Annotated in this window: 20 protein-coding genes; 13 read left to right on the forward strand and 7 right to left on the reverse strand. The window is 30.9% G+C overall.

The features are described from left to right. Positions 1 to 114: 114 nt before the first annotated feature. Entirely contained in the window at positions 115 to 1488 is a 1374-nt protein-coding gene (locus ACFQ5N_RS07790) for a TlpA family protein disulfide reductase (RefSeq protein ID WP_386808922.1), read from the forward strand. Between the two features lie 3 nt (positions 1489 to 1491). Beyond that, positions 1492 to 2517, forward strand: coding sequence for a TlpA family protein disulfide reductase (locus tag ACFQ5N_RS07795; RefSeq protein ID WP_386808923.1), 1026 nt, complete (start codon positions 1492 to 1494; stop codon positions 2515 to 2517). Between the two features lie 69 nt (positions 2518 to 2586). On the opposite strand, the gene ACFQ5N_RS07800 is transcribed toward ACFQ5N_RS07795, so the two are convergent. From ACFQ5N_RS07800 to ACFQ5N_RS07830, 7 genes are all read right to left on the reverse strand, one after another. Continuing rightward, the gene (locus ACFQ5N_RS07800) at positions 2587 to 4116 is read right to left on the reverse strand and encodes an NAD(P)H-hydrate dehydratase (protein WP_386808924.1); all 1530 of its coding nucleotides are present in this window, start codon (positions 4114 to 4116) and stop codon (positions 2587 to 2589) included. A 55-nt stretch (positions 4117 to 4171) separates the two neighbouring features. Continuing rightward, positions 4172 to 5125 (reverse strand): acetyl-CoA carboxylase carboxyltransferase subunit alpha, encoded by a 954-nt coding sequence (locus ACFQ5N_RS07805; protein ID WP_386808925.1) that lies wholly within the window; start codon positions 5123 to 5125, stop codon positions 4172 to 4174. 58 nt (positions 5126 to 5183) lie between these two features. Then, the gene (locus tag ACFQ5N_RS07810) at positions 5184 to 6062 is read right to left on the reverse strand and encodes a DMT family transporter (protein WP_386808926.1); all 879 of its coding nucleotides are present in this window, start codon (positions 6060 to 6062) and stop codon (positions 5184 to 5186) included. Then, a complete protein-coding gene (locus ACFQ5N_RS07815) occupies positions 6049 to 7137 on the reverse strand; it encodes an LptF/LptG family permease (protein WP_386808927.1) in 1089 nt (362 codons plus the stop codon). The genes ACFQ5N_RS07810 and ACFQ5N_RS07815 overlap by 14 nt, the downstream gene beginning before the upstream one ends. A gap of 28 nt (positions 7138 to 7165) precedes the next feature. Then, entirely contained in the window at positions 7166 to 8296 is a 1131-nt protein-coding gene (gene tgt, locus ACFQ5N_RS07820) for a tRNA guanosine(34) transglycosylase Tgt (RefSeq protein WP_386808928.1), read from the reverse strand. Between the two features lie 80 nt (positions 8297 to 8376). Next, positions 8377 to 9210 (reverse strand): 23S rRNA pseudouridine(2604) synthase RluF, encoded by an 834-nt coding sequence (gene rluF / locus ACFQ5N_RS07825; protein ID WP_386808929.1) that lies wholly within the window; start codon positions 9208 to 9210, stop codon positions 8377 to 8379. 178 nt (positions 9211 to 9388) lie between these two features. Beyond that, positions 9389 to 9640, reverse strand: coding sequence for a hypothetical protein (locus tag ACFQ5N_RS07830; RefSeq protein ID WP_386808930.1), 252 nt, complete (start codon positions 9638 to 9640; stop codon positions 9389 to 9391). 123 nt (positions 9641 to 9763) lie between these two features. On the opposite strand from ACFQ5N_RS07830, the gene ACFQ5N_RS07835 reads away from it, so the two are divergent. The 11 genes from ACFQ5N_RS07835 to ACFQ5N_RS07885 all read left to right on the forward strand — a co-directional run bounded on the left by ACFQ5N_RS07835 (position 9764) and on the right by ACFQ5N_RS07885 (position 23726). Continuing rightward, the gene (locus tag ACFQ5N_RS07835) at positions 9764 to 10630 is read left to right on the forward strand and encodes a helix-turn-helix domain-containing protein (protein WP_386808931.1); all 867 of its coding nucleotides are present in this window, start codon (positions 9764 to 9766) and stop codon (positions 10628 to 10630) included. 126 nt (positions 10631 to 10756) lie between these two features. Further along, complete coding sequence (locus tag ACFQ5N_RS07840; protein ID WP_386808932.1) at positions 10757 to 11725, forward strand: AAA family ATPase; 969 nt, start codon at positions 10757 to 10759, stop codon at positions 11723 to 11725. 10 nt (positions 11726 to 11735) lie between these two features. After that, positions 11736 to 12671, forward strand: coding sequence for a DUF58 domain-containing protein (locus ACFQ5N_RS07845; RefSeq protein WP_386808933.1), 936 nt, complete (start codon positions 11736 to 11738; stop codon positions 12669 to 12671). Beyond that, positions 12668 to 13186, forward strand: a complete 519-nt coding sequence (locus tag ACFQ5N_RS07850; RefSeq protein WP_386808934.1) for a DUF4381 domain-containing protein — start codon at positions 12668 to 12670, stop codon at positions 13184 to 13186. The genes ACFQ5N_RS07845 and ACFQ5N_RS07850 overlap by 4 nt, the downstream gene beginning before the upstream one ends. Next, entirely contained in the window at positions 13179 to 14183 is a 1005-nt protein-coding gene (locus ACFQ5N_RS07855; RefSeq protein ID WP_386808935.1) for a VWA domain-containing protein, read from the forward strand. Before ACFQ5N_RS07850 ends, ACFQ5N_RS07855 begins: the two co-directional genes overlap by 8 nt. After that, complete coding sequence (locus ACFQ5N_RS07860; protein ID WP_386808936.1) at positions 14176 to 15903, forward strand: VWA domain-containing protein; 1728 nt, start codon at positions 14176 to 14178, stop codon at positions 15901 to 15903. The genes ACFQ5N_RS07855 and ACFQ5N_RS07860 overlap by 8 nt, the downstream gene beginning before the upstream one ends. Then, a complete protein-coding gene (locus ACFQ5N_RS07865) occupies positions 15897 to 17240 on the forward strand; it encodes a BatD family protein (RefSeq protein WP_386808937.1) in 1344 nt (447 codons plus the stop codon). Before ACFQ5N_RS07860 ends, ACFQ5N_RS07865 begins: the two co-directional genes overlap by 7 nt. Before the next feature lie 211 nt (positions 17241 to 17451). Next, a complete protein-coding gene (locus ACFQ5N_RS07870) occupies positions 17452 to 18987 on the forward strand; it encodes an arylsulfatase (protein WP_386808938.1) in 1536 nt (511 codons plus the stop codon). Positions 18988 to 19201: 214 nt separating this feature from the next. After that, on the forward strand, positions 19202 to 20764 hold the full coding sequence (locus ACFQ5N_RS07875; protein ID WP_386808939.1) for an arylsulfatase: 1563 nt from the start codon (positions 19202 to 19204) through the stop codon (positions 20762 to 20764). A gap of 86 nt (positions 20765 to 20850) precedes the next feature. Beyond that, positions 20851 to 21882, forward strand: a complete 1032-nt coding sequence (locus tag ACFQ5N_RS07880; protein ID WP_386808940.1) for an HAD family hydrolase — start codon at positions 20851 to 20853, stop codon at positions 21880 to 21882. A gap of 191 nt (positions 21883 to 22073) precedes the next feature. After that, positions 22074 to 23726: a sodium/sugar symporter gene (locus tag ACFQ5N_RS07885; protein ID WP_386808941.1), complete on the forward strand. Its 1653-nt coding sequence runs from the start codon at positions 22074 to 22076 to the stop codon at positions 23724 to 23726. Positions 23727 to 23904 lie beyond the last annotated feature (178 nt).

The raw sequence follows: 23904 nt of genomic DNA on the forward strand, positions 1-23904 counted from the left end.
AAAAGTCTACATTCTTATGAAGATATGCAAATTATTTGTTAAAGTATAAGGCTATTTAGTTAATTGTTTAATAAATTCTATCTTTGAGAAAATATTAACAAATAAGCATATTATATGAAAAAAATAGGGTTGTTATTAGTGTTGTTAGCTGTGTTTTCTTGTCAAGAAAAAGCACCTGTTAATTATGCATTAATATCTGGTAAAATAGCCAATAATTCGTTTACTGAATTAAAAATTATGAACAGAGATAATTCAGTAAACAAAAGTGTGAAGATTAATGAAAATGGAAGCTTTTCTGATACACTTAACTTTGAAAAAGGGATGTACTTTTTAAGAGCTGGAAAAAATAGCGCTAAAATTTATATAGATGCTGGAAGTGATATTTTAATTGATGTAGATGCTAATGATTTTAAAAATACTTTAACGTTTTCAGGAGAAGGAGTTACAGTAAGTAATTATTTGTTAAAAAAGGAAGAAAAATCAAATGAAATTACAGGAGATCGTAAAGATTTTTATGCGCTAGAGGAAGCCGGTTTTAAACAAAAAGCAAAAGAAGTTCAATCTGAAGTAACAGCTATTTTAGAAGCTTCAAAAGATGTGCCAGCCGCTTATAAAGCAAGTGAGTTGAAAAATTTAAATTATGAGTATTTAGCATCTATTAATAGATACGAAAGATACCATACGCACTTTGCAAAAGTTGAAGGTTTTAAAGTGTCTGAAGGCTTTTTAGATGAATTAGAGGATATAGATTACTCAAATGAAGAAGATTTTTTATTCTCAAGTAGTTATGAAGAATTATTGTCTTCACATTATAGAAAATTAGGTGCTGAATTGGCAAGTACTAATGAAATTACCGAAGATATTGGTTACTTAAAGGCTGTAAATACAAATTCTTCAGCAGTTGTTAAAAACAGTTTATTGTTTAACGCTGCTAAATATGAGATTACCTATACAAATGATGTTGAAGCTTATTATATTGAGTTTATAGCGGGATCAACAAATGTGAAAAACAATGAAGAAATTACTAAAAGTTACAACACATTAAAAACTGTAGCAAAAGGAAATGTTTCACCTTCTTTTGAGAATTATGAAAATTTTGATGGAACAACAACATCATTATCAGATTTAAAAGGAAAATATGTATACGTTGATGTTTGGGCTACTTGGTGCGGACCTTGTAAAGCTGAAATACCTTCTTTAAAGAAAGTTGAAGCACAATATCATGGAAAAAATATTGAATTTGTGAGCATTTCTGTAGACGCTTTAAAAGACCATGATAAATGGAAAGAAATGGTGGCAGAAAAAGAATTAAAAGGTGTGCAGTTATTTGCAGATAAAAGTTGGAAATCAGATTTTGTTGAAGGTTATTTAATTAAAGGAATTCCAAGGTTTATATTAATTGATACTGAAGGAAATATTGTAAATGCAAATGCACCAAGACCTTCAAGTGAAAAGTTAATTGAATTATTTAATGAATTAAAAATATAATAAATGAGAAATAGTATTTGGGTTTTTGTAGCAGTAATTTTGTTTTCTTCTTGTACTTCTGAAGTAAAAGATTATTCGGCTATTAAAGGAAAAGTAAATGTTGAAGATATAACTTCAATATTAATTCAAGGAAAAGGTTATACAAAAGAAATTGCCGTTAACGAAGATGGAACTTTTTCTGATACATTAAAAGCACCAGAAGGAATGTATGGTTTAATTGCTGGTGTAGATAGAGCAACACTTTATTTAAAAAACGGATACGATTTAAATTTAGAATTGGTAGCCGGTGAAGCTGAAAACACAGTTTTATTTACAGGTGAAGGAGCAGAAACAAATAATTACTTAAAAGAAAAAGCAGCTTTTTTTATGAGTGATTATGCAAATCCTAAATCATATTTTAAATTAGAAAAAGCAGCGTATGAATTAAGGTTAAGTGAGGCGAAAGCTAAGTTTAATGAATCAGCTGTAGATATTTCAAAAGTAGATTCATCGGTAATTGAAATTGTGGGCCAAAGTGATAAACAATTATTTGCTTATGTTGAAAGTAATTATGAGCAAAACCACGCAAGCTTAGCAATGTTAGGAGCAGGGAAACCTTCACCAGTATTTTCAAACTATGAGAATTTTGCGGGCGGAACAACTTCTTTAAGTGATTTAAAAGGGAAATTTGTTTATATTGATATTTGGGCAACTTGGTGTGGACCTTGTAAACGTGAAATTCCATCTTTAAAACTTTTAGAAGAAGAATATCACGGAAAAAACATTGAATTTGTGAGTATCTCAGTTGATAATATTGATGGTAAAAGAGGAAGTCATGAAAGTTGGTTAAAAATGGTAAAAGATGAAGAATTAGGTGGTACGCAATTATTTGCAGACAATGATTTTAATTCTGAATTTATTAGAGCATATAATATTAACAGTATTCCAAGATTTATTTTAATTGACCCTAAAGGAAATATTGTAGATGCTGATGTGTTAAGACCATCAAACCCAAAATTGAAAGACTATTTTACAGAATTAGGAATTTAATTAAAGGTAATTATACATAAAAAAGGCTGTACATTTAAATGTACAGCCTTTTTTTATGATAAAATAAGATTATGATTCTTGTGAAGATGTATTTTCTTGATTAAATAAATCTAAAATGGCATCAGGTAAATATTCTAAAATAGATGAGCTTGTAAAGGTTTCATAGCTTGTTTTTTGAAGTGCAATATCAGCTGTTTTTCCGTGTAAATACACACCAAAAATTGCAGCCTTTAAAGGTGAATAACCTTGTGCTATAAACCCTGTAATTATTCCTGTTAATACGTCTCCACTGCCAGCAGTTGCTAAAGCGGGATTTCCTGTTGAATTAACAAAAAGAAAACCTCCATCTACAATTGTTGTATGTGCTCCTTTAATAATTATAAGTACGTTATGTTTTAATGAATACGAAATTACTTTTTCTAATTTATCGAAGTCATTTTTCCATTCACCAACTAAGCGTTGTAATTCTTTAGGATGCGGTGTTAAAATTGTTTTTTCTGGGACATATTCAATTAATGTTGGTTGTTGTGCAATTAAATTAATAGCATCTGCATCAATAACCAATGGTATTTTATTGTTTTTTAAAAACTTTTCAAATCCAATAGCTGTTTGTTCAGCGGTTCCCATTCCTGGTCCAATTCCAATAACCGAAGGTTTTGTTTTAAAATTATAATGAGTTAATAGTTTATCACTATCTACTTCAACCATTGCTTCCGGAATTGATATTTGTAAAATATTGTAACCACATTTTGGTACGTATGCAGAAACCAATCCGCTACCTATTTTTAATGCAGCTTTTGTAGTTAACGTTACAGCACCAATTTTACCAAAACTTCCTCCAATAATAAGTGAATGTCCATAGGTTCCTTTGTGATCCCATTTGTTTCTACTTTGATACATTGGTATTACATCATTTTTGGTGATGTAATGTGTAGTTGGTTTTAAACTTTCAATAAAATTTTCATCTAATCCAATATCTAAAACTTCCCAAGTATTTATAAAGTTTTTATTTTCAGGTAATAAAAACGCGAGTTTTGGAGTTTGAAAAGTAAGCGTGTGTCCGGCTCGTAAAACCGAATCTTTATCAATCACAGATGCGTTTGAAAATAGCCCCGAAGGAAAGTCAATAGCTAAAGTAAAAACTTTTGTACTGTTGATGTATTGAATTAGGTTTTTAGTAAAACCAGCAGGTTTTCTAGTGAGCCCATTTCCTAAAATAGCATCAATAACTATATCTTCAAAATCAACTTTTGGAAAATCTTTTTCGCTACTAATAACCGTTGGCCATTCTCCTAATTCTTTTAAATGATTGTAGTTTGTTAAAAAATCATCACTTCGTTTGTCACTAAAATTTACAATATAGCAATGTACATTGTAACCATGTTGAAATAAATGACGTGCAATAACTAAGCCATCACCACCATTGTTTCCAATACCACAAAATACATGGATTTCTATATTTTGACCTTGAAGTCTTGAGTGCAACCAGTTAAAGCAAAGTGTGGCCGCATGTTCCATTAATTCTAATGAAGTAATATTTTTATGTTCAATTGTAGCTTGGTCAGCTTGTTTTATTTGGTTTGAAGTAAGTATGTACATAGCATAAAAATAATAAAAAAAACCTCTCAAAATTGAGAGGTTTTACTTTAAACTTTTATCCTTTAAATTCACCCATTTTAAGGTATTTTTCCATTCGCTTTTTTACAAGCATTTTAGGTGTTAAGTCTTTTAGCTCGTCATAGGCAGCTAAAATTGTTTTTTCAACTTCTTTAAAAGCATTTTCTCTATCAGAGTGGGCACCACCAATAGGCTCTTTTATAATTCCATCAATGATATTTAATTTTTTCATGTCTGTAGCCGTTAATTTTAAGGCTTCAGCAGCTTTTTCTTTATGTTCCCAACTTCTCCATAAAATTGAAGAGCAAGATTCAGGTGAGATTACAGTGTACCAAGTATTTTCCATCATGTAAACTCTATCACCAACACCAATACCAACAGCTCCACCTGATGCTCCTTCACCGATAACAATTGTTATGATTGGAGTTTTTAAACGAGTCATTTCTAAAATATTTCTAGCAATGGCTTCACCTTGTCCACGTTCTTCAGCTTCTAACCCAGGATATGCTCCAGGTGTATCTAATAAAGTTACTACAGGAATTCCAAATTTTTCGGCCATTTTCATTAAGCGTAAGGCTTTTCTATATCCTTCAGGATTAGACATTCCAAAATTACGATATTGTCTAGTTTTGGTATTGTATCCTTTTTGCTGACCAATAAACATAAACGACTGATCACCAATTTTTCCTAAACCACCAACCATTGCTTTGTCATCTTTCACGGTTCTGTCACCATGTAATTCCATAAATGTTTGTCCACAAAGTGAATTTATGTGGTCTAAAGTATACGGTCTATTTGGGTGACGAGAAAGCTGAACACGTTGCCAAGCAGTCAAGTTTTTATAAATATCTTTTTTGGTTTTTAGCAATTTTTTCTCAATGTTTTTACAACTTTCGGTCATATCAACATCACTTTCTTTACCAATTAATTCACACTTAGTAAGTTGTTCTTCTAAATCTTTTATTGGTAATTCAAAATCTAAATATTCCATGTTTTTACTTTTGGGTCTAACTACAAATATACTAACTTCTTAAAATCAATGTGGCAATTTAGTTATTTTTTTTATTTTTTAGTATTCCGTTTGCAATAACTGTAACTAAAATAATTAGAGCACCGAAATAAAACTGAGGGCTCATTTTTTCTTTTTCACCAAAAATTAGCAGTGCTAAAACAATGGCGTAAATTGGTTCTAAATTAATGGTAAGCATTACAGTGTAAGGTGTAAGGTGTTTCATAACTTTAACAGATACTACAAATGCATATGCTGTGCAAATACTACTTAAAATAAATAAATAGAAAAAATCTAAACTTGTAAGGCGAAAGTCTTCAACTGTAAATCCGGTGGTTGCTAAAACATAAACGGTAATAAATGCAACACCAAAAAGAAGTTGATACAGTGATATTTTATCAGCTTCATAATTTCTAATATAAAGTCCGTTTAAAACAGTAAATAGTGCAGACAAAAATGCTGCAATTAGTGCATACACAATTCCCATTTTATAGGCTGTTTCCACATTAAAAATAAGATACAAACCAGAGATTACTATGACACCAAATAGTAATTCAAAAAAAATAAGTTTTCGTTTAAAAAAGAAAGGCTCAATTATAGAGGTGAATAAAGCTCCTGTACTCATTGAAACTAGTGCTACCGAGACATTTGAGACTTTAATTGCTGAAAAGAAAAAGATCCAATGAAGCGCTATTAATATACCGCCAATTAAAAATTTGAAAAAGGCTTTTGTGTCAATTTTAAGCGATTTTTTTTTGATTATAAAATATACAAAAACTAAAACAGTTGCTATAAGCATACGGTACCACACCAAAGGAATTGCGTCTATTTTTATTAAAGCGCCTAAAATTGCGGTAAATCCCCAAATAAATACTAATATATGAAGATGAATGTAATTTTTTAGTTTAGTTTTTGGCATTTTTTAAATATAGATAGAATGCTAGCCCTCCAAAAATTAAATTAGGAATCCAAACCATTACAAAGGAATTGGTGTCGGCTCCGGCTCCTAAAACTTCAGAAATTTTTAAGAAGAATACGTACACAAACATTAGGGTAATTCCTATTGCTAAATTTACTCCCATTCCTCCACGCTTTTTTTTGGCAGCCAATGCAACAGCTAAAAAAGTTAAAATGTACGATGAAATTGGTAAACTAGATCTTTTATGAAATTCAACTAAATAACTGTTTAAATTACTAACGCCACGTTCTTTAGCTTGATTGATGTATTTATATAATTCTACAGAGTTCATCTCTTTAGCCATATAATCAATATTAACCAAGTCTTTTGGTTCAAAATTAAAAATGGTATCTAATTTGTTACCGTGAACAATGCTATCTCTGTCTTTAAAAAGAAATCGTTTACTGTAATTTATAAGCGTGTATGTGCTATCTTCTTCTACCCATCTAATATTATCGGCCATTAACTTTTGTGATAGTTTATTGTCTTCAAATATTTCATAGGAGAAGTTATAACCAATACTTCTGTCTACCGTATAATTTTTAATAAATATGTAATCATTTGGGCCTAACTGTAAATTAACATTTGTAATAAAATTGGCGTTTAACTTCTTCTTTTTTAAATAAGTTCGGTTAAAATTTTCAAATATTTTATTACTTCTAGGAACTACAAAATGATTCATAGTTAAAGCAAAAACAGTTACAATTGTTGCGCCAATAAAATAGGGTTTTAAGAACCTTGTAAAAGAAATTTTTGCAGAATGAATTGCAATAACCTCTGTATTACCAGCTAATTTTGAAGTGAAAAATATAACAGCAATAAATAGTGCCAACGGCATAAATGTGTTTCCGTAAATAATTACGAAATTCACATAATAGTCTTCAATAATTTCACCTACAGATAAATTTGCGTGCCTTAAAAATTTATCTACTTTTTCAGAAACATCAATTGCAATAGCTATTGGAATTAGCAATGTTAAAACTAAAGTAAATGAACTTAGGTATTTTTTTAATATGTATTTATCTAATATTCTCAAGTGAACTTTTTTTGAAGCGTATTAATTATTACAATCTTTGGTCCATTTGTTTTACCATTTTGTTTTTCCACTCGGTAAAATCTCCTGCTAATATATGTTTTCTTGCTTCTCTGGTCAACCACAAATAGAAACCTAAATTGTGGATAGAAGCAATTTGTTTACCTAATAATTCTTTGGTAGCAAATAAATGACGTAAATATGCTTTTGAATACAACGTGTCAACAAAAGTAATTCCCATATCGTCTATGGCAGAAAAATCATTCTCCCATTTTTTATTTTTAATATTAATGGTTCCGTAAGCTGTAAAAAGCATCCCATTTCTGGCATTTCTTGTTGGCATAACGCAGTCAAACATATCAATACCTAAAGCAATATTTTCTAAAATATTAATTGGTGTTCCTACGCCCATTAAATATCTTGGTTTGTCTTCAGGTAAAATAGCAGTTACAACCTCGGTCATAGCATACATTTCTTCTGCAGGTTCACCTACTGAAAGTCCTCCAATTGCATTTCCTTCGGCACCAACAGAAGCAATATATTCTGCAGATTGTTTTCTAAGATCTTTATAAGTACTACCTTGTACAATTGGGAAAAATGCTTGGTTGTAATCGTATTTTAAAGGTGTTTTTTCTAAATGGTTTATACATCTATTTAACCAACGATGCGTCATATGCATTGAACGTTTTGCATAGCTGTAATCACAAGGATACGGTGTGCATTCATCAAAAGCCATAATAATATCAGCACCAATAGAACGTTGAATTTCCATTACATTTTCAGGTGTAAATGTGTGGTACGACCCGTCAATGTGACTTTTAAATTTTACGCCTTCTTCTTTAATTTTTCTTCGACCTGAAAGTGAGTAAACTTGGTATCCGCCACTATCAGTTAAAATATTTCTGTCCCAATTCATAAATTTATGCAAACCTCCGGCTTGCTCTAAAATTTTTGTTTGTGGACGTAAGTATAAATGGTAGGTGTTTCCTAAAATAATATCAGGATTTATCTCATCTTTTAATTCTGTTTGGTGTACACCTTTTACAGTACCTACAGTACCTACAGGCATAAAAATTGGTGTTTCAATAGTACCGTGGTCGGTTGTAATTACACCAGCTCTTGCTTGGCTTTGAGCGTCTTTAGATTTTAATTCAAATTGCATAGTTGACAAAGATAGTTATATAAGTCGAAAAGAGGAAAGTTTAAAAATTTAAAAGGTTTAAATTAAGCAAAAGCCATTTGTTATCTTCTTTTCTTTTTTCTTTTTGGTTGAAATCGTTGATTCGCTTTTTTTGGAGTAAATTTCTTTTTAGGCGCTTGTTTTTTTTGAGAAATTTTGGAGGCTTCTTCTGTTTTTGACGATGAAGAAGTCATTTCATTAATTAAAGCCATTTCATCATCAGTTAATTCACGCCAAGCACCTTCAGCCAAACGTTCTAAATGAACGTTCATAATTCTAGTGCGTTTTAACTTGGTAACTTCATAATTTAAATATTCACACATACGGCGAATTTGTCTATTTAAACCTTGCGTTAACGTTATTTTAAAGGTGTTTTTATTCACCATTTCAACCAAACATTTTTTTGTAACGGTTCCTAAAATAGGAATTCCATTACTCATTTTCTCAATAAATTCAGGTGTAATTGGATTGTTAACAGTTACAATATATTCTTTTTCGTGATTGTTTCCAGCTCTTAAAATTTTATTTACAATGTCGCCATCGTTGGTTAAAAATATTAAACCTTGTGAAGGTTTATCTAAACGGCCAATAGGAAATAATCTTTCAGGGTGCCCAATGGCATTAACAATGTTATTTCTTTCTTTAGAGTCTGTTGTACATACAATGCCTACAGGTTTGTTGTATGCAATATACAGCGTTGTTGGTTTAGACTTAAGCAATTGCCCGTTTACCTTTACAACGTCACCATCAAAAATACGGTTTCCTAATTTTGCAGGCTTTCCGTTAATTGTTACTTTTCCATCAACTATAAATTTTTCAGCTTCTCTGCGAGAGCAAATACCTGTACTGCTAATGAATTTATTTATGTTTGTAGAGTTTTCGTTTGTTTTTTTCACAAGTTTATATTTCTCGCTGCGAAGTTACTAAATATTCTGAATTTTATAGACGTCAATTAGCGCAACTATTCTATAGTTATTAAACAAAATTGAGCAGTTAAAATAAAACCGTAACAAGTAGTTAACTACTTGTTACGGTTTTTGATTTGTACAAATATTGTGTTGTTAAGTAACGTATTTATGTGCTTCCATTTGCCTTTTCTGTTATTTCGTGTATTATTGCTATTTCTGAGGAGTTTAACGCTTCACCTTTTAAAGTTTGAAATAGTTTTTGAAGTTCTTGAGCATTGTGTATTGGAACTTCTTCAGAAGCAAAATCTATCTGTTCAAGTAGCTCTTCAATTGTGCTTGCAGCTGTAAATCTATTTACTTGTTCATTAATTTTTTGTGAAGTGGTTTGTTTTATGGTTGAAATTATTTCTCTAATCATTTTTAGTAGTGTTTTAATAGTTTTATACCCCAAAATTATGTTAAAAGCTTTGTTTAGAGTACGACACTATATGTCTCGGTAACATTTTTTACATATTTTTACGAATAGAATTATATAAATGTTATGAAAAGATACGAGTCTATTGGAGAACTTTTAATTGATTATAGAGCTATAAATAATTTGTCTCAAGCAGATTTTGCTGAAAAATTAGATGTTGATACCCGAACTGTTCAACGATGGGAGAAAGGCCAAACTTTAATAAAAAGTGATAAAGAAGAAGAAATTGTAGTTAAAACATTATTGCCGTACCAATTGGTTAGAAATTTGAATGCCGCTGTGGTAATTCCAACTTTTTATGATTTTAGAATTCGAAAATATTCATTGTCTGAAATTTCAAACGAAGTGCCTGATGCGTTATGGTTTAAAAGAGATTTAGGCTCTAAAAACAAGAATATTAGAACCATAGATTTTAGTTTTGATAATACGTACCTTATTAAATATTTAAAATTTCAAAAAGAAGTACCTAAAAATATATTACAAGCTATTGAAAAAGCAGTTGGTTTATTACCTGAGTTGAATTTTATTATTACTGATAATGCCGGCTATTATTCAGGACATAGTATTATTTTACCACTTAAAGAGGCTACATTTATAAAAATGAAAAAGCAAGAATTAAGAGAAGATCAGCTGTGTGAAAGTGATATAGTTTCTAATACCCATAAAGAAACACCTATATTTTATAATTATGATATTGCGGCAGATTGTAATGTGAATTTGTATTTTATGGTGAGAGAAATGCTATGCTTTTTTAAAAAATTAAAAACGTCTTATATTTATGGAGGTTACGTTTTTAGGCATGATACATTTAAAATAAATGAACAATTAGGGTTAAAAGTTGTTTGGGAAGATGAGGCTATAATAGATAAAATGGGAATAGAAATTTTCCCTCGTTTTTATGAAGGTACCTTTGTGAATTATTTAAATGAATAATCGATTTATTGGTTAAAATCAACCAATTGTATTTTTAAAGTTATTCATGATAGCTGCTAAAATTAAAATCCCTATTTTTGAAAGAAGCATTTTATTTTTATTCAATCTAAATTATAAATTCTGAATATGACTGCGTTTGAAAGTATACAAGTATTAAAAAAGAGCATGTCTAAATCTATTATTGGGCAAGAAAAGTTAATAGATCAATTGATATTAGTTTTATTAGCTAATGGAAACGTTTTGCTTGAAGGTTTACCAGGTTTAGCAAAAACACGAGCTATAAAATCATTGGCAAAAGAACTAAATTGTGGGTTAAGCCGTATTCAGTTTACGCCAGATTTGTTGCCGTCTGATGTTACAGGAACAGAAATTTATCAACCAGAATTAGAAGATAAATTTATATTTCAAAAAGGTCCAATTTTTAGCAATTTAATTTTAGCTGATGAAATTAATCGTTCACCGGCAAAAGTTCAAAGTGCTTTGTTAGAAGCTATGGAAGAACGCCAAGTTTCCGTTGCCGGAAAAACTTATAAAATGGAACCATTATTTATGGTTATGGCAACTCAGAATCCGGTTGAGCAAGAAGGAACTTATCCTTTGCCTGAAGCACAAATGGACCGTTTTTTAATGCATGTAACTATTGATTATCCTGATGATGCTTCAGAGTTAGCTATTATGCGATTGAATAGAAATGAGCAAAAAAAATCAAAAAAAGAAGAAGCAGATGAAAAACTGTCTCCTCAAGTAATTTTTGAAGCGAGAGATGAAATTTCAAAAATCACAATTTCTGAAAATATGGAGCGGTATATTGTAGATTTAATTTCAGCAACACGTTACCCAGAAAAATATAGTGAAGAATTAGATAGTTGGATTGATTTTGGAGCTAGCCCTAGAGGAACCATTGCACTAGATAGAGCCAGTAGGGTACACGCTTGGATGGAAGGAAAACAAACGGTTACACCTGATAATATTAGAGCGGTAATACACGATTGTTTACGTCACCGTTTAATTTTAAGTTACGAAGCTAATGCTGAAGGAATTTCAGCAAATAATGTAATTGATGCTATTTTAAAACAAGTTGCGGTTGCAGGCTAACGCAAAATAAATGAACAACAACACTAAATATCCACAAGATGTATTTATTTCACTTCAAAATTTATTGAAGATGGAACATATTGCTTCGGGGTTTAGTTTTTTGGCAAAAAAGCAAAAAGTACGTAGTATTTTAGGCGGTAAACATGCCTCAAAATTAAGAGGTAGAGGTTTAGATTTTGAAGAGGTACGCAATTATGTGGCAGGAGATGATATTAGAAATATAGATTGGAAAGTGACTGCGCGTACACAAAAAACGCATTCAAAAGTATTTAGTGAAGAAAAAGAAAAGCCGGCTTTAATTGTTGTAGATCAGTCTAAATCTATGTTTTTTGGTTCTCAAAGAAGAACAAAATCTGTTGTGGCTGCTGAATTGGCAGCATTAGCGGCGTTTAGAATTCAAAAAGAAGGAGATAGAGTAGGAGGTGCTGTTTTTGCAGATGATGGTTTGGACATTGTTTTTCCAAAAAGAGATCGTAAAAATATTCTTCGTTTTTTAGAACGAATTGTATTAAGAAATAGAAATTTACAAAACACTAAAGTAACCAATTTTGAAAAGGCTATTAAAGAGGTATTTTTAAAAGTTAGAAATATTGTAACACATGATTTTTTGGTTATAATTATTAGTGATTTTCAAAGGTATTCACCTGAAGTTATTAAAAATATTACCTACACAGCTCTTCATAATGATGTAGTTTTATTTAAAGTGTTTGATCCTATAGAGCGTACTATTCCAAAAGTAAAATTAGTTGCTGGTGATGATCAAAAGCAAGTTGTGGTTGATGGAAAAAATAAATCAATAAATGAAAAATTTGAAAAGGGATTTGATGAAGATTTTGAGCGTTTTGAAGCTCAAATGAAAAAACAAAGAATCCCATTAATTTTAGTTGATACCGTTAGTGATGTAGATGTGCAATTAAAAGAAGTTTTAAAAGGAACCAAAAGATGAAAATAGGAGTTCTTACATATTTAAAATTTCTAATACTTAGCTCTTTTTCTTTTCAGCAAGATGTAAGTTCTTCTGAACCAGTGGGTACTATTTTAGAACCTGATCCATTACCTTTTACATTTGAAACAATTGGTTGGAAAGTTTTAGCTGTGTTATTGTTAATAGTATTAGTGTTTACCTTATATAAACAATTTAAATTATATAAAAAAAACACCTATAGAAGAGTAGCAATAAAAAAAATTGAAGCTATTGAAAGTTCAACAGCTCAAAATGAAATTAATAATTTAAATATTGTTTTAAAACAAGTTGCAATTACCACTTTTGGAAGAGAAAATGTTGCTAATTTATTTGGAAATGAATGGCTCGTTTTTTTAGATTCAAAAAGCAAAAAGGGCGAATTTTTAAAGTATGAAGTTGATTTTTTTGATGCGATATATAAAAATAAAAAGGTAAATAAAAGCACCTTAAAAGAAATTTGTAAAACAAGCAAAAACTGGATAAAAACACATGCCTGAAAATTTTGAAATAGCGCATATTTGGGTGTTTTGGTTATTACCTTTGCCTTTTTTAATCTATTGGTTATTACCTCCTTTACGATTAAAAAGTGCTTCATTGTCTATGCCTAATTTTGGAAAGGTTCAAGAGTATACAGGTGAGAAACCCCGAAGTTCAGCAATGATAAAGCGAAGAAATTTCTTTTCATTTACAATTTTAACATTGATTTGGATTTGTCTTTTGGGGGCACTTTCTTCACCTCAATTAGTTGCAGACCCTGAAATGAAAGTAAAAACTTCTAGAAACTTTTTAGTTGTTGCGGATATTTCATTTAGTATGGCTCAAAAAGATTGGGTTGATAATGGGCAAAAAGTTCGTCGTTGGGATGGTGTTAAAAGTGTAATGCACGAATTTATTTCAAAAAGAGAAGGAGATAGAATGGGCTTGATATTTTTTGGTTCAAGTGCTTACATTCAAGCTCCTTTTACTCCAGATTTAGTAACTGTTGATGCCATGTTAGAAGAAGCTGATGTTGGAATGGCAGGCCAAATGACAAACATTGGAAAAGCAATTGTGAAAGGAATTGAGATGTTTGATCAAGATACCATTAAAACAAAAGTAATGTTGTTATTAACAGATGGTATTGATGCCGGAACAGAAATTCTTCCCTTAGATGCTGCTGATATGGCAAAAAAAGATTCAATTATGGTGTATACCATAGGAATTGGTGACCCTAATAGTGGAAGTTCAGATTTAGATGAAAAAACGTTGGTTGAAATATCTGAAATGACCAATGCACAGTATTTTAGAGCTATTGATACAGAACGATTGAATGAAATTTATGATGAGCTAAACAGATTAGAACCAATTGAATACGAAGAAGAAGAGTTTAAGCCAAAAACATTGCTGTTTTATTATCCGTTAGCTGTGGCTTTGTTTTTAGCAATTTTTCAATCATTGATTTTAAGCATATATAAAGTATTTCATCAATTCAAAAATAAAAATAACAATGATTGATGATTACTTACATATAAATTGGGAGCAGTTCCATTTTTTGAGACCTCAATTTTTGTGGTTGTTTTTGCCATTAGCTATTATTTTGATTCTAACATTAATTAGTTCAAAAGAAGATGTAAAATGGAAAAAAGTAATTGCACCTCACTTGCAACCTTATGTAATTAAAAAAGGAAGCGAAAATTTAAAAAAATGGATGCAAATAGTTTTGGTTATTGTACTTTCAATAGGAACTTTAGGCGTTGCTGGCCCAACTTGGAAAACTTCTGAAGTGCCAGATAAAAAGTTAGAAACACCATTGGTTATTGCGCTAGATTTATCGCAAAGTATGATGGCAACAGATATTCAGCCTAACAGGTTAGAACGTGCAAAATTTAAAATTAAAGATTTATTAGCTGAAAATCCGAAAGCACGAATTGCACTTATTGGGTTTTCTGGCTCTGCACATACAATTGTACCATTAACGCGCGATTATAAAATAATTAAATCGCATTTAGATGGACTTTCACCAGCAATGATGCCGTATGCAGGAACCAATCTTGACGCCGCTTTACAATTAACAGATTCGTTAACAAGTATTACAACAGCAACCGCTAAATTATTATTGATAACAGATGATTTAACCAATGAAACGTTTGAAACACTTCAAAAGTTTGTTTTAAAAGGAAAAACAATTGTTGAAATTATTCCAATGAATACAAAAGCGGGTTCAACTATTCCTGCAGCAAGAAGTAAAAGAAATTTAAAAGATACGAACGGAAAAGTTGTGCATTCAGCTTTAAATTCAGAAGTGTTAAATAAGTTAAATTCTATTGAAAATATTCACGTAAATCTATTGACACTTGATAATAGTGATATGGAATTATTAGCTAAAATTATTAGTAGTAATTTAGAATTTAATGAAGAAAACGATGCTATAAAAGATGAATGGCAAGATGAAGGTTATTGGTTAGTTATTCCGTTGGTGTTTTTTGTGTTAATGTGGTTTAGAAAAGGTTGGGTAGTTTTTTCGTTATTGATTTTAGTGAGTTTTTCATCTTGTTCTTCAAATAATTCATCATTTAAAGATTTATGGTTTTCAAAAGATTACCAAGCTCAAAAAATGGCTGATAATGGTGACTATGCTCGTGCGGCAGAAACCTATGTTGACCCGCTTAGAAAAGGTGTTGCGTATTTTAAATCTGGGAATTACGAAGAAGCAATTTCATCATTTCAAAAAGATACCACAGCAATGGGTGCTTATAATTTAGGTTTGAGTTATTATAAAAACGGAGATTATGCGGCGGCAGAATTAGCTTTTGGAAAAGCAGTAGAGATGGATCCTGAGAATGAACAGGCAAAAAAGAATCAAAACTTAACACAACAAATTATTTCTGGTGAAAATGAAGCTTCTGTAGAAGATGCTGAAGAAGCGAAAAAAGAAAAACCAACAGCTCAAAATGAACAAAATAAAAGCCCGGAAGATTTAAGTGGTGGCGGACAAGAAGCAACTAAAAAAGATATGGAAAAAGAGCGGTTAGAAGAAACCGTAAATACTGATATACGAAAAGGAAAAGAACTAGAAGAAGTTCCTGATGATTTTGAAAGTGGAAAACAAAACAATTCTCAAAAAATATTAATGAGAAAAGTAGATGACGATCCGGCATTGTTTTTAAAACGAAAATTCAAGTATCAAGTAAAAAAAGAACAAATAAAACCACAAAACACTTTAGAAAAATGGTAAGTTCTAAATTTAAATATTTATTTGTTTTCATATGCTTTATAGTTAGTTTCTCTATAAATGCACAGCGACATTTAATAGGAAATGTAGCTATTAACAAAAGTAGCGTGTATGTTGGTGAACCTGTTGAGGTTAGTGTTTCTATATTTACTTCTACCTGGTTTACTGAAGGAATTAACCCAGGAAATATTAAAGTGAACGATGCTTTTACTATTTATTTTAGATCGTTAAGTACTTCAAAACAAATTAATGGAAAAACATATGCGGGCGTAATTTTGTATTTCAATGTTTTTCCATATAGTGAAAAAGATATTGAATTTCCGGCCTTAGAATTTACCGTAAACACACCTGATGATGGCGGGTTTAAAGGCGTAAAAAGAACAGTTAAAACACCTTCGAGAGTAATTAAAGTAAAGCCAGTTCCACCTGGATTTAATAAGAATGAATGGCTTGTAACCTCAAATGTATCGGTTTCAGATATTTGGTCAAGTAATAAAAAAGAAGTGAAAGTTGGTGATGTTTTAGAGCGTAAAATTACTAGAAATGTTTCAGGAACTGTCTCTGAATTAATTCCACCAATAAATTGGGATAGTATTCCAGCTGTAAGTTTATACCCTACAAGGTCAGTAATAAATAGCAACAAGTCAAAAACAGCGATTAGTGCAAATAGAACCGATGGTATTAGGTATTTATTTGAAAAAGAAGGAACAGTTGAAATACCTGAAATGGTACTGAGTTGGTGGAACCCTTATGCTAAAAAAGTTTATAAACGTACCTTAAAGGCCCGTACCATAGAAGTTTTGCCAAACCCAGATTTAGGAATGTTAACTACTATGAAAGACTCTTTAAACGTATCAGTGAAAATTGATTCTAATGGAATTGAAGAGGAGGAATCAGCAACTATTTTTGGATTGTCAAAAAAACAATTTGCACTACTTTTAGTAGGATTTATAATTTTACTTTATGTATTATTTAGAATTGTAAAAAGTATTTATAAGAAGTTGAAATTAAGAAAGGAAGTATACAAAGTTAGCGAAGCTTACTTTTTTAAATTATTTATAAATGCTTTGAAGAAGGAAGATTCCGTAGAAATTTTAAATGCACTCTATCAATGGATAGATAAATTACAACTAAAAGAACCAACAATTCAGTTTTTTGTTTCAAAATATGGAGCAGAGGAATTGAGTGAAGCTATGACGGAATTAATGAATGCTTCTGATAGTAATAAATCTGTAAAGTTGAAGCTAAAAACAACTCCTTGGGTTATTGCTAGAAAAAAGTTTTTACGCTTGGGTAAAAATGAAAAAGTTAGCGTTTTACAGGATTGGATTAATCCCTAAGGAAAAATTAGAATAATAAAATTAATTTATAGTACTATTTGCAAGAGTTATGAATAATTAGTTGCGAGTTTATAGAACTAGATTAAATTTGAAGAAACCATTTTTAAAAATGGATTTTGCAAAACGCTAGAAAAACGTTAACTTATTCCAAAATTATAACTATAAGTTATTAAAATATAGTTAATTAAGTTTAAAATAAATACCAGCTATTATGAAAAAAAACGAAACAAATTTCTTTAAAATTTTTATGTTGATGGGTGTATTTCTACTTTCTAATGTAGGAGATGCATTTGCACAAACAGAAAAACCAAACATTCTTGTTATTTGGGGTGATGATGTAGGATGGGATAATATTAGTGCTTATAACCACGGAATGATGGGGTATAAAACACCTAATATTGATAGAATTGCAAATGAAGGTGCAATGTTTACTGATTGGTACTCACAACAATCTTGTACAGCAGGTCGTGCTGCTTTTATTTTAGGACAGCATCCTTTTAGAACAGGTTTATTAACTATTGGAATGCCAGGTGCAAAACAAGGAATTCAAGACAATCAACCTACAATAGCTGAACTTTTAAAAACACAAGGTTATACTTCTGGTCAATTTGGAAAAAATCATTTAGGAGATAGAGATGAGCATTTACCAACTAACCACGGGTTTGATGAGTTTTTTGGTAATTTGTACCATTTAAATGCTGAAGAAGAACCAGAAACCTATTACTATCCAAAGGATCCAGAATTTCACAAAAAGTTTGGGCCAAGAGGTGTAATTCATTCTTATGCTGATGGTAAGGTTGAAGATACAGGACCTTTAACAAGAAAAAGAATGGAAACTGCAGATGATGAATTTACAAGTGCAGCAATTTCATTTATTGAAAAAGCACATGCAAATGGTCAGCCATTTTTTGTGTGGTTAAGTGCTACTCGTATGCATGTTTGGACACATTTAAAAGAAGAAAGCAGAGGTGTAACAGGTATTGGATTATACCCTGATGGAATGGTAGAGCATGATAAATCAATTGGTGTTGTATTAGCTAAACTTGAAGAATTAGGTATTATTGATAATACAATTATTATGTATTCTACAGATAATGGTGCAGAAAAATTTACTTGGCCTGATGGAGGTACTACACCATTTAAAGGAGAAAAAGGAACTACTTGGGAAGGTGGATTTAGAGCTCCATGTGCTATTCGTTGGCCAGGTGTAATTAAGCCAGGTACAAAAGAAAATGGTATTTTTTCTCATGAAGACATGATGCCAACTTTATTAGCCGCAGCAGGAGTTCCTGATGTAAAAGAAAAATTATTAACCGGTTTTAAAGCAAATGGAAAAACATTTAAAGTACATTTAGATGGTTACAATATGATGCCTTATTTAAAAGGAGATGTTGAAGAATCACCTAGAAATGAAATCTTTTATTTTGATGCTGGTGGAAACCTAAACGCTTTACGTTATAAAGATTGGAAATTACACTTTTCAATTATGGATGGAGCAATAAATACGGCTTATAGAAAAACACCGTCTTGGCCAATACTAATAAATTTAAGAGCAGATCCTTTTGAAGTATCAATGGATTCTGCATTGTATATAAGATGGTTTGCTGATAATATGTGGACATTTGTTCCGGCTCAAGCTTATGTAGCTAAATTCTTAGAAACCTTTAAAGAATTCCCACCTGTTCGTGGAGGTTCTTTAGGTGTAGATAAAGTTGTTCAGTCATTAAATGTAAAACCTCAAAACTAAAAAGGTTTGTGATTAAATATAAAAGAGTTCTTAATAGTTAAAGAACTCTTTTTTATGATTAAAATTATTCTTTTGTTCAATATGTTACTGTCTTTTAATTAAAATGATTAACATTAGATTAATAAATACAGTACTAGTAAAACAAATATTATATTTATATTTGTTTTGCTGAATAAATTAAAAACTTTAAATATTCAAATAAATACTAATAATTATGAAAAAAAGCAAAACAAATTTCTTTCAACTTTTGTTTTTGTTAAGTGTATTTTTGTTATCTAATGTAACAGATACCTTTGCTCAAACAAAAAAACCAAACATCCTTGTAATTTGGGGTGATGACATTGGACAATCAAATATTAGCGCCTATACTATGGGGTTAGTAGGTTATAGAACTCCAAACATTGACAGAGTCGCAAAAGAAGGTATGATTTTTACAGATTATTATTCTGAGCAAAGTTGTACTGCGGGTCGTTCTTCATTTATTTTAGGACAAAGTGTATTAAGAACTGGTTTAAGTAAAGTAGGAATGCCTGGGGCAAAAGATGGAATTAGTGAAAAAGACCCTACAATTGCTGAAATGTTAAAACCTTTAGGGTACGCAACAGGTCAGTTTGGTAAAAATCACTTAGGAGATCTAGATCATATGTTACCTACTAATCACGGATTTGATGAATTTTTTGGAAACTTATATCATTTAAATGCTGAAGAAGAACCAGAATTACCTGATTATCCAGATCCTGAAGAATTCCCAAATTTTAGAAAAAGATTTGGACCTCGTGGTGTAATACATTCATATGCTGATGGTAAAGTAGAAGATACAGGACCTTTAACTAAAAAAAGAATGGAAACTGTAGATGATGAAACATCTGATGCGGCTATTGCTTTTATTAGAAAATCTGTAAAAGCAGGAAAACCTTTCTTTGTTTGGTGGAATGGAACGCGTATGCACTTTAGAACACATGTTAAAGATGAATTAAGAGGTACTTCAGGTCAAAATGAATATGCTGATGGAATGTTAGAGCACGATATGCACGTTGGTAAATTATTAGATTTACTAGATGAATTAGGTGTTGCAGACAATACAATTGTACAATATGGAACTGATAATGGTCCTCATAAAAATACTTGGCCAGATGCAGGTGTAAATCCTTTTAGAGGTGAGAAAAATACAAACTGGGAAGGTGGTTGGAGAACTCCTTCAATGGTTCGTTGGCCAGGGCATATTGAAGCAGGATCAATTTCAAATGAAATTATGTCCGGAATGGACTGGTTTCCTACTTTCTTAGCGGCAGCAGGAAATACAGATATTAAAGAAAATTTATTAAAAGGTGTTACTGCAGGAGGTAGATCTTACAAAGTACATTTAGATGGGTATAACTTTTTACCTTATTTAACTGGAAAAGAAGAAAAAGGACCACGTAAAGAATTATTTTATTTCTCTGATGATGGAGAATTAATGGCCTTACGTTATAATGATTGGAAAGTAACATTTATGCATCAACCATCTGTTGGTACATTAGATGTTTGGTCTGCACCAATGGTTACTACAAGAATTCCTTGGTTGTATAATTTACGTAGAGACCCTTATGAATTTGCTTCAACAACTTCTAATACTTATTGGGATTGGTATTTAGACCATGTGTTTCTATTACTACCAGCTTCAGAATATGTTGCGCAATTTATAGGTACATTTAAAGAATACCCTCCACGTATGAAAGCTGCGAGCTTTAACTTAGGAGACACTATGGATGCTTTAACAGCACCTGTAAGTAAATAATCTAATTTTTATTAAAGAAAAGCTTCTCATTTTTGAGAAGCTTTTTTTGTTTACTTTTATAAAGTAATTAAAAAAAAACTAAAACAATGAAGAAATATGTAGTCCTTTTTTTAGCAACTGTGTTTTTTGTAACAGTTGCTTGTAAAAACCAAAACTCTCAAATAGGAAGTTCTGAAAATGCTACAGAACAGAAATCAGACCCTCTTCCTTCTTGGAATGAAGTAAAAAGCAAGCAGAACATTATTGCGTATGTTGAAGATGTTACTAATTCTGAAAGCGCAAATTTTATTCCTGTTTCAGAAAGAATAGCAACATTTGATAATGATGGGAATTTATGGAGTGAACAGCCAGCATATTTTCAACTATTTTTTGCTATTGATAGAGTAAAAGAAATGGCAGTTGACCATCCTGAGTGGAAAACTCAAGAACCATTTAAATCAGTATTAGAAAATGATATGGCTTCTTTAGCAAAACAAGGAGAACATGGTTTAGTTAAATTGGTAATGGCAACGCACTCTGGAAATACTATTGAAGAGTTTGATGCTAACGTTAAAGAATGGATTAAAACAGCTAAACATCCAACTAAAAATGTAGGGTTTGATGAGTTAGTGTACCAACCAATGTTAGAACTGTTGCAGTATTTAAGAGCAAATGATTTTAAAACGTACGTTGTTTCTGGTGGAGGTGTAGATTTTATGAGAGCTATTGTTACTGAAATTTATGGTATTCCAGCAGAACAAATTATAGGTTCTCGTATTACTACAGCATATGAATATAAGGATGGTAAAGCTGTAATTAAACGTACGCCTGGATTAGATTTTAACGATGATAAAGAAGGAAAGCCTTTAAATATTCAAAAAATTATTGGTAAAAAACCAGTATTCTCTTCAGGGAATTCTGATGGTGATTTACAAATGATGCAATATGCAGCTTCAAACAGTTATAAGAGCTTTATGTTGTATGTGCACCATACAGATGAGGTTCGTGAGTGGGCTTATGATAGAGAATCACATATTGGTCGTTTAGACAAAGGATTAGATCAAGCTATGAGTGATGGTTGGACAGTTATTGATATGAAAAATGATTGGAAAGTAATTTATCCTTTTGAATTAGAATAAAACTATTATTAATTAAAAAGAAGGTTTACCAGTTTGGTGAACCTTTTTTTGTTAGTATGAAAATATATTGATGGTTAAATAATACTTTATTAGAATAATAATTTATAAATACGACTAAATAGTATCATTTATTTTTTCTAATTATAAATATATTTGAAGAGTAAACAAACAAACACAAACATTAGTAAATTATGACAACAGATTTTGGATTTTGGGATTACCTCATTTTCGTTGCCTATGCCATACTTATTTTAGGTGTAGGATTATGGGTTTCCAGAGATAAAAAAGGACATGAAAAAAATGCTGAAGATTATTTTTTAGCAAGTAAAAGTTTGCCTTGGTGGGCAATAGGAGCTAGTTTAATTGCTGCAAATATATCAGCAGAACAATTTATAGGAATGTCAGGTTCTGGTTTTGCGCTTGGTTTGGCAATAGCTTCTTATGAGTGGATGGCTGCTCTTACTTTAATTATTGTAGGAAAGTATTTCTTACCTATTTTTATTGAAAAAGGTTTGTATACCATTCCAGAATTTGTTGAAAAACGTTTTTCAACAAATTTAAAAACAATTTTAGCTGTTTTTTGGATCTTTTTATATGTGTTTGTAAACTTAACATCAGTACTGTATTTGGGTTCATTGGCATTAGAAACTATAATGGGAGTTCCAATGATTTATGGTGTTTTTGGGTTGGCATTATTTGCTGCAGCTTATTCGTTATATGGCGGACTTTCTGCAGTTGCTTGGACCGATGTAATACAAGTAGTGTTTTTAGTACTTGGAGGGTTGGTAACAACTTATTTGGCATTAGATACTGTATCTAATGGTGAAGGAATTGTAGCCGGAATGAAAACTATTTACGAAGTTGCCCCAGAACGTTTTGTTATGATATTTGATGAAACAAATACGTATTATGATAAATTACCTGGAATAGGTGTTTTAATTGGTGGTATGTGGGTAGCAAATTTATATTATTGGGGTTTTAATCAATATATAATTCAACGAACTTTAGCAGCAAAATCTTTAAAAGAATCTCAAAAAGGTATTTTATTAGCTGCTGGTTTAAAATTAATTATTCCAATAATTGTTGTAATTCCTGGAATTGCGGCTTATGTAATGGTAAATGACCCTGAGATTATGGCGCGTTTAGGATCTGCAGGCGTAAATAATATACCAACATTAGAGCAAGCGGATAAAGCTTATCCTTGGTTATTACAGTTTTTACCTACTGGGATGAAAGGTGTGGCATTTGCTGCTTTGGCGGCAGCTATTGTTTCGTCTTTAGCTTCCATGTTAAATTCAACTTCAACCATTTTTACAATGGATATTTATAAACAATATATCAATAAAAATGCAAGTGATAAACAAACGGTAAATATTGGTAGAATTTCAGCTTTGGTAGCATTAATAATTGCAAGTGTTGTAGCTCCTTTATTAGGTGGCTTAGATCAAGCTTTTCAATATATACAAGAGTATACAGGAGTTGTAAGTCCGGGTATATTAGCGGTATTTATGTTAGGGTTGTTTTGGAAGAAAACAACAAACAAAGCAGCTATTATTGGGGCTTTAGCTTCTATTCCTGTAGCAATGTATTTTAAAATTGCGCCAAATGGTTGGTCTTCTAGCGCTATATTTGTAAATATTCCTTTTATGGATCAAATGGCATACACAACTATTTTAACTATGGTAGTTATTGGGTTGGTTAGTTATTTTCAGCATAAAGGAAAAGATGATGAAAAAGCAATTGATATTTCTAAAGAATTATTTAAAACAAGTCCATTATTTAATATTGGTTCATTTGCAATTATGTTAATTTTAGTTGCGTTGTATGCTGTTTTTTGGAACTAGAAATAAAATACTTATATTTAAAAAAAAGAGCTGGTATACACCAGCTCTTTTTTGTTTTATACCTGTGTGTTTTACAATAATTATGAATTATAATATGGTCAATTTATTATTTGTTTTAAATTTGAACAACTGTTTGAAAGGCAACACGTAACTTTGCTTTTTTATGTAAGTCACTTCA

The sequence above is a fragment of the Lutibacter holmesii genome (genome assembly GCF_042679665.1).
GTDB lineage: Bacteria > Bacteroidota > Bacteroidia > Flavobacteriales > Flavobacteriaceae > Lutibacter > Lutibacter holmesii.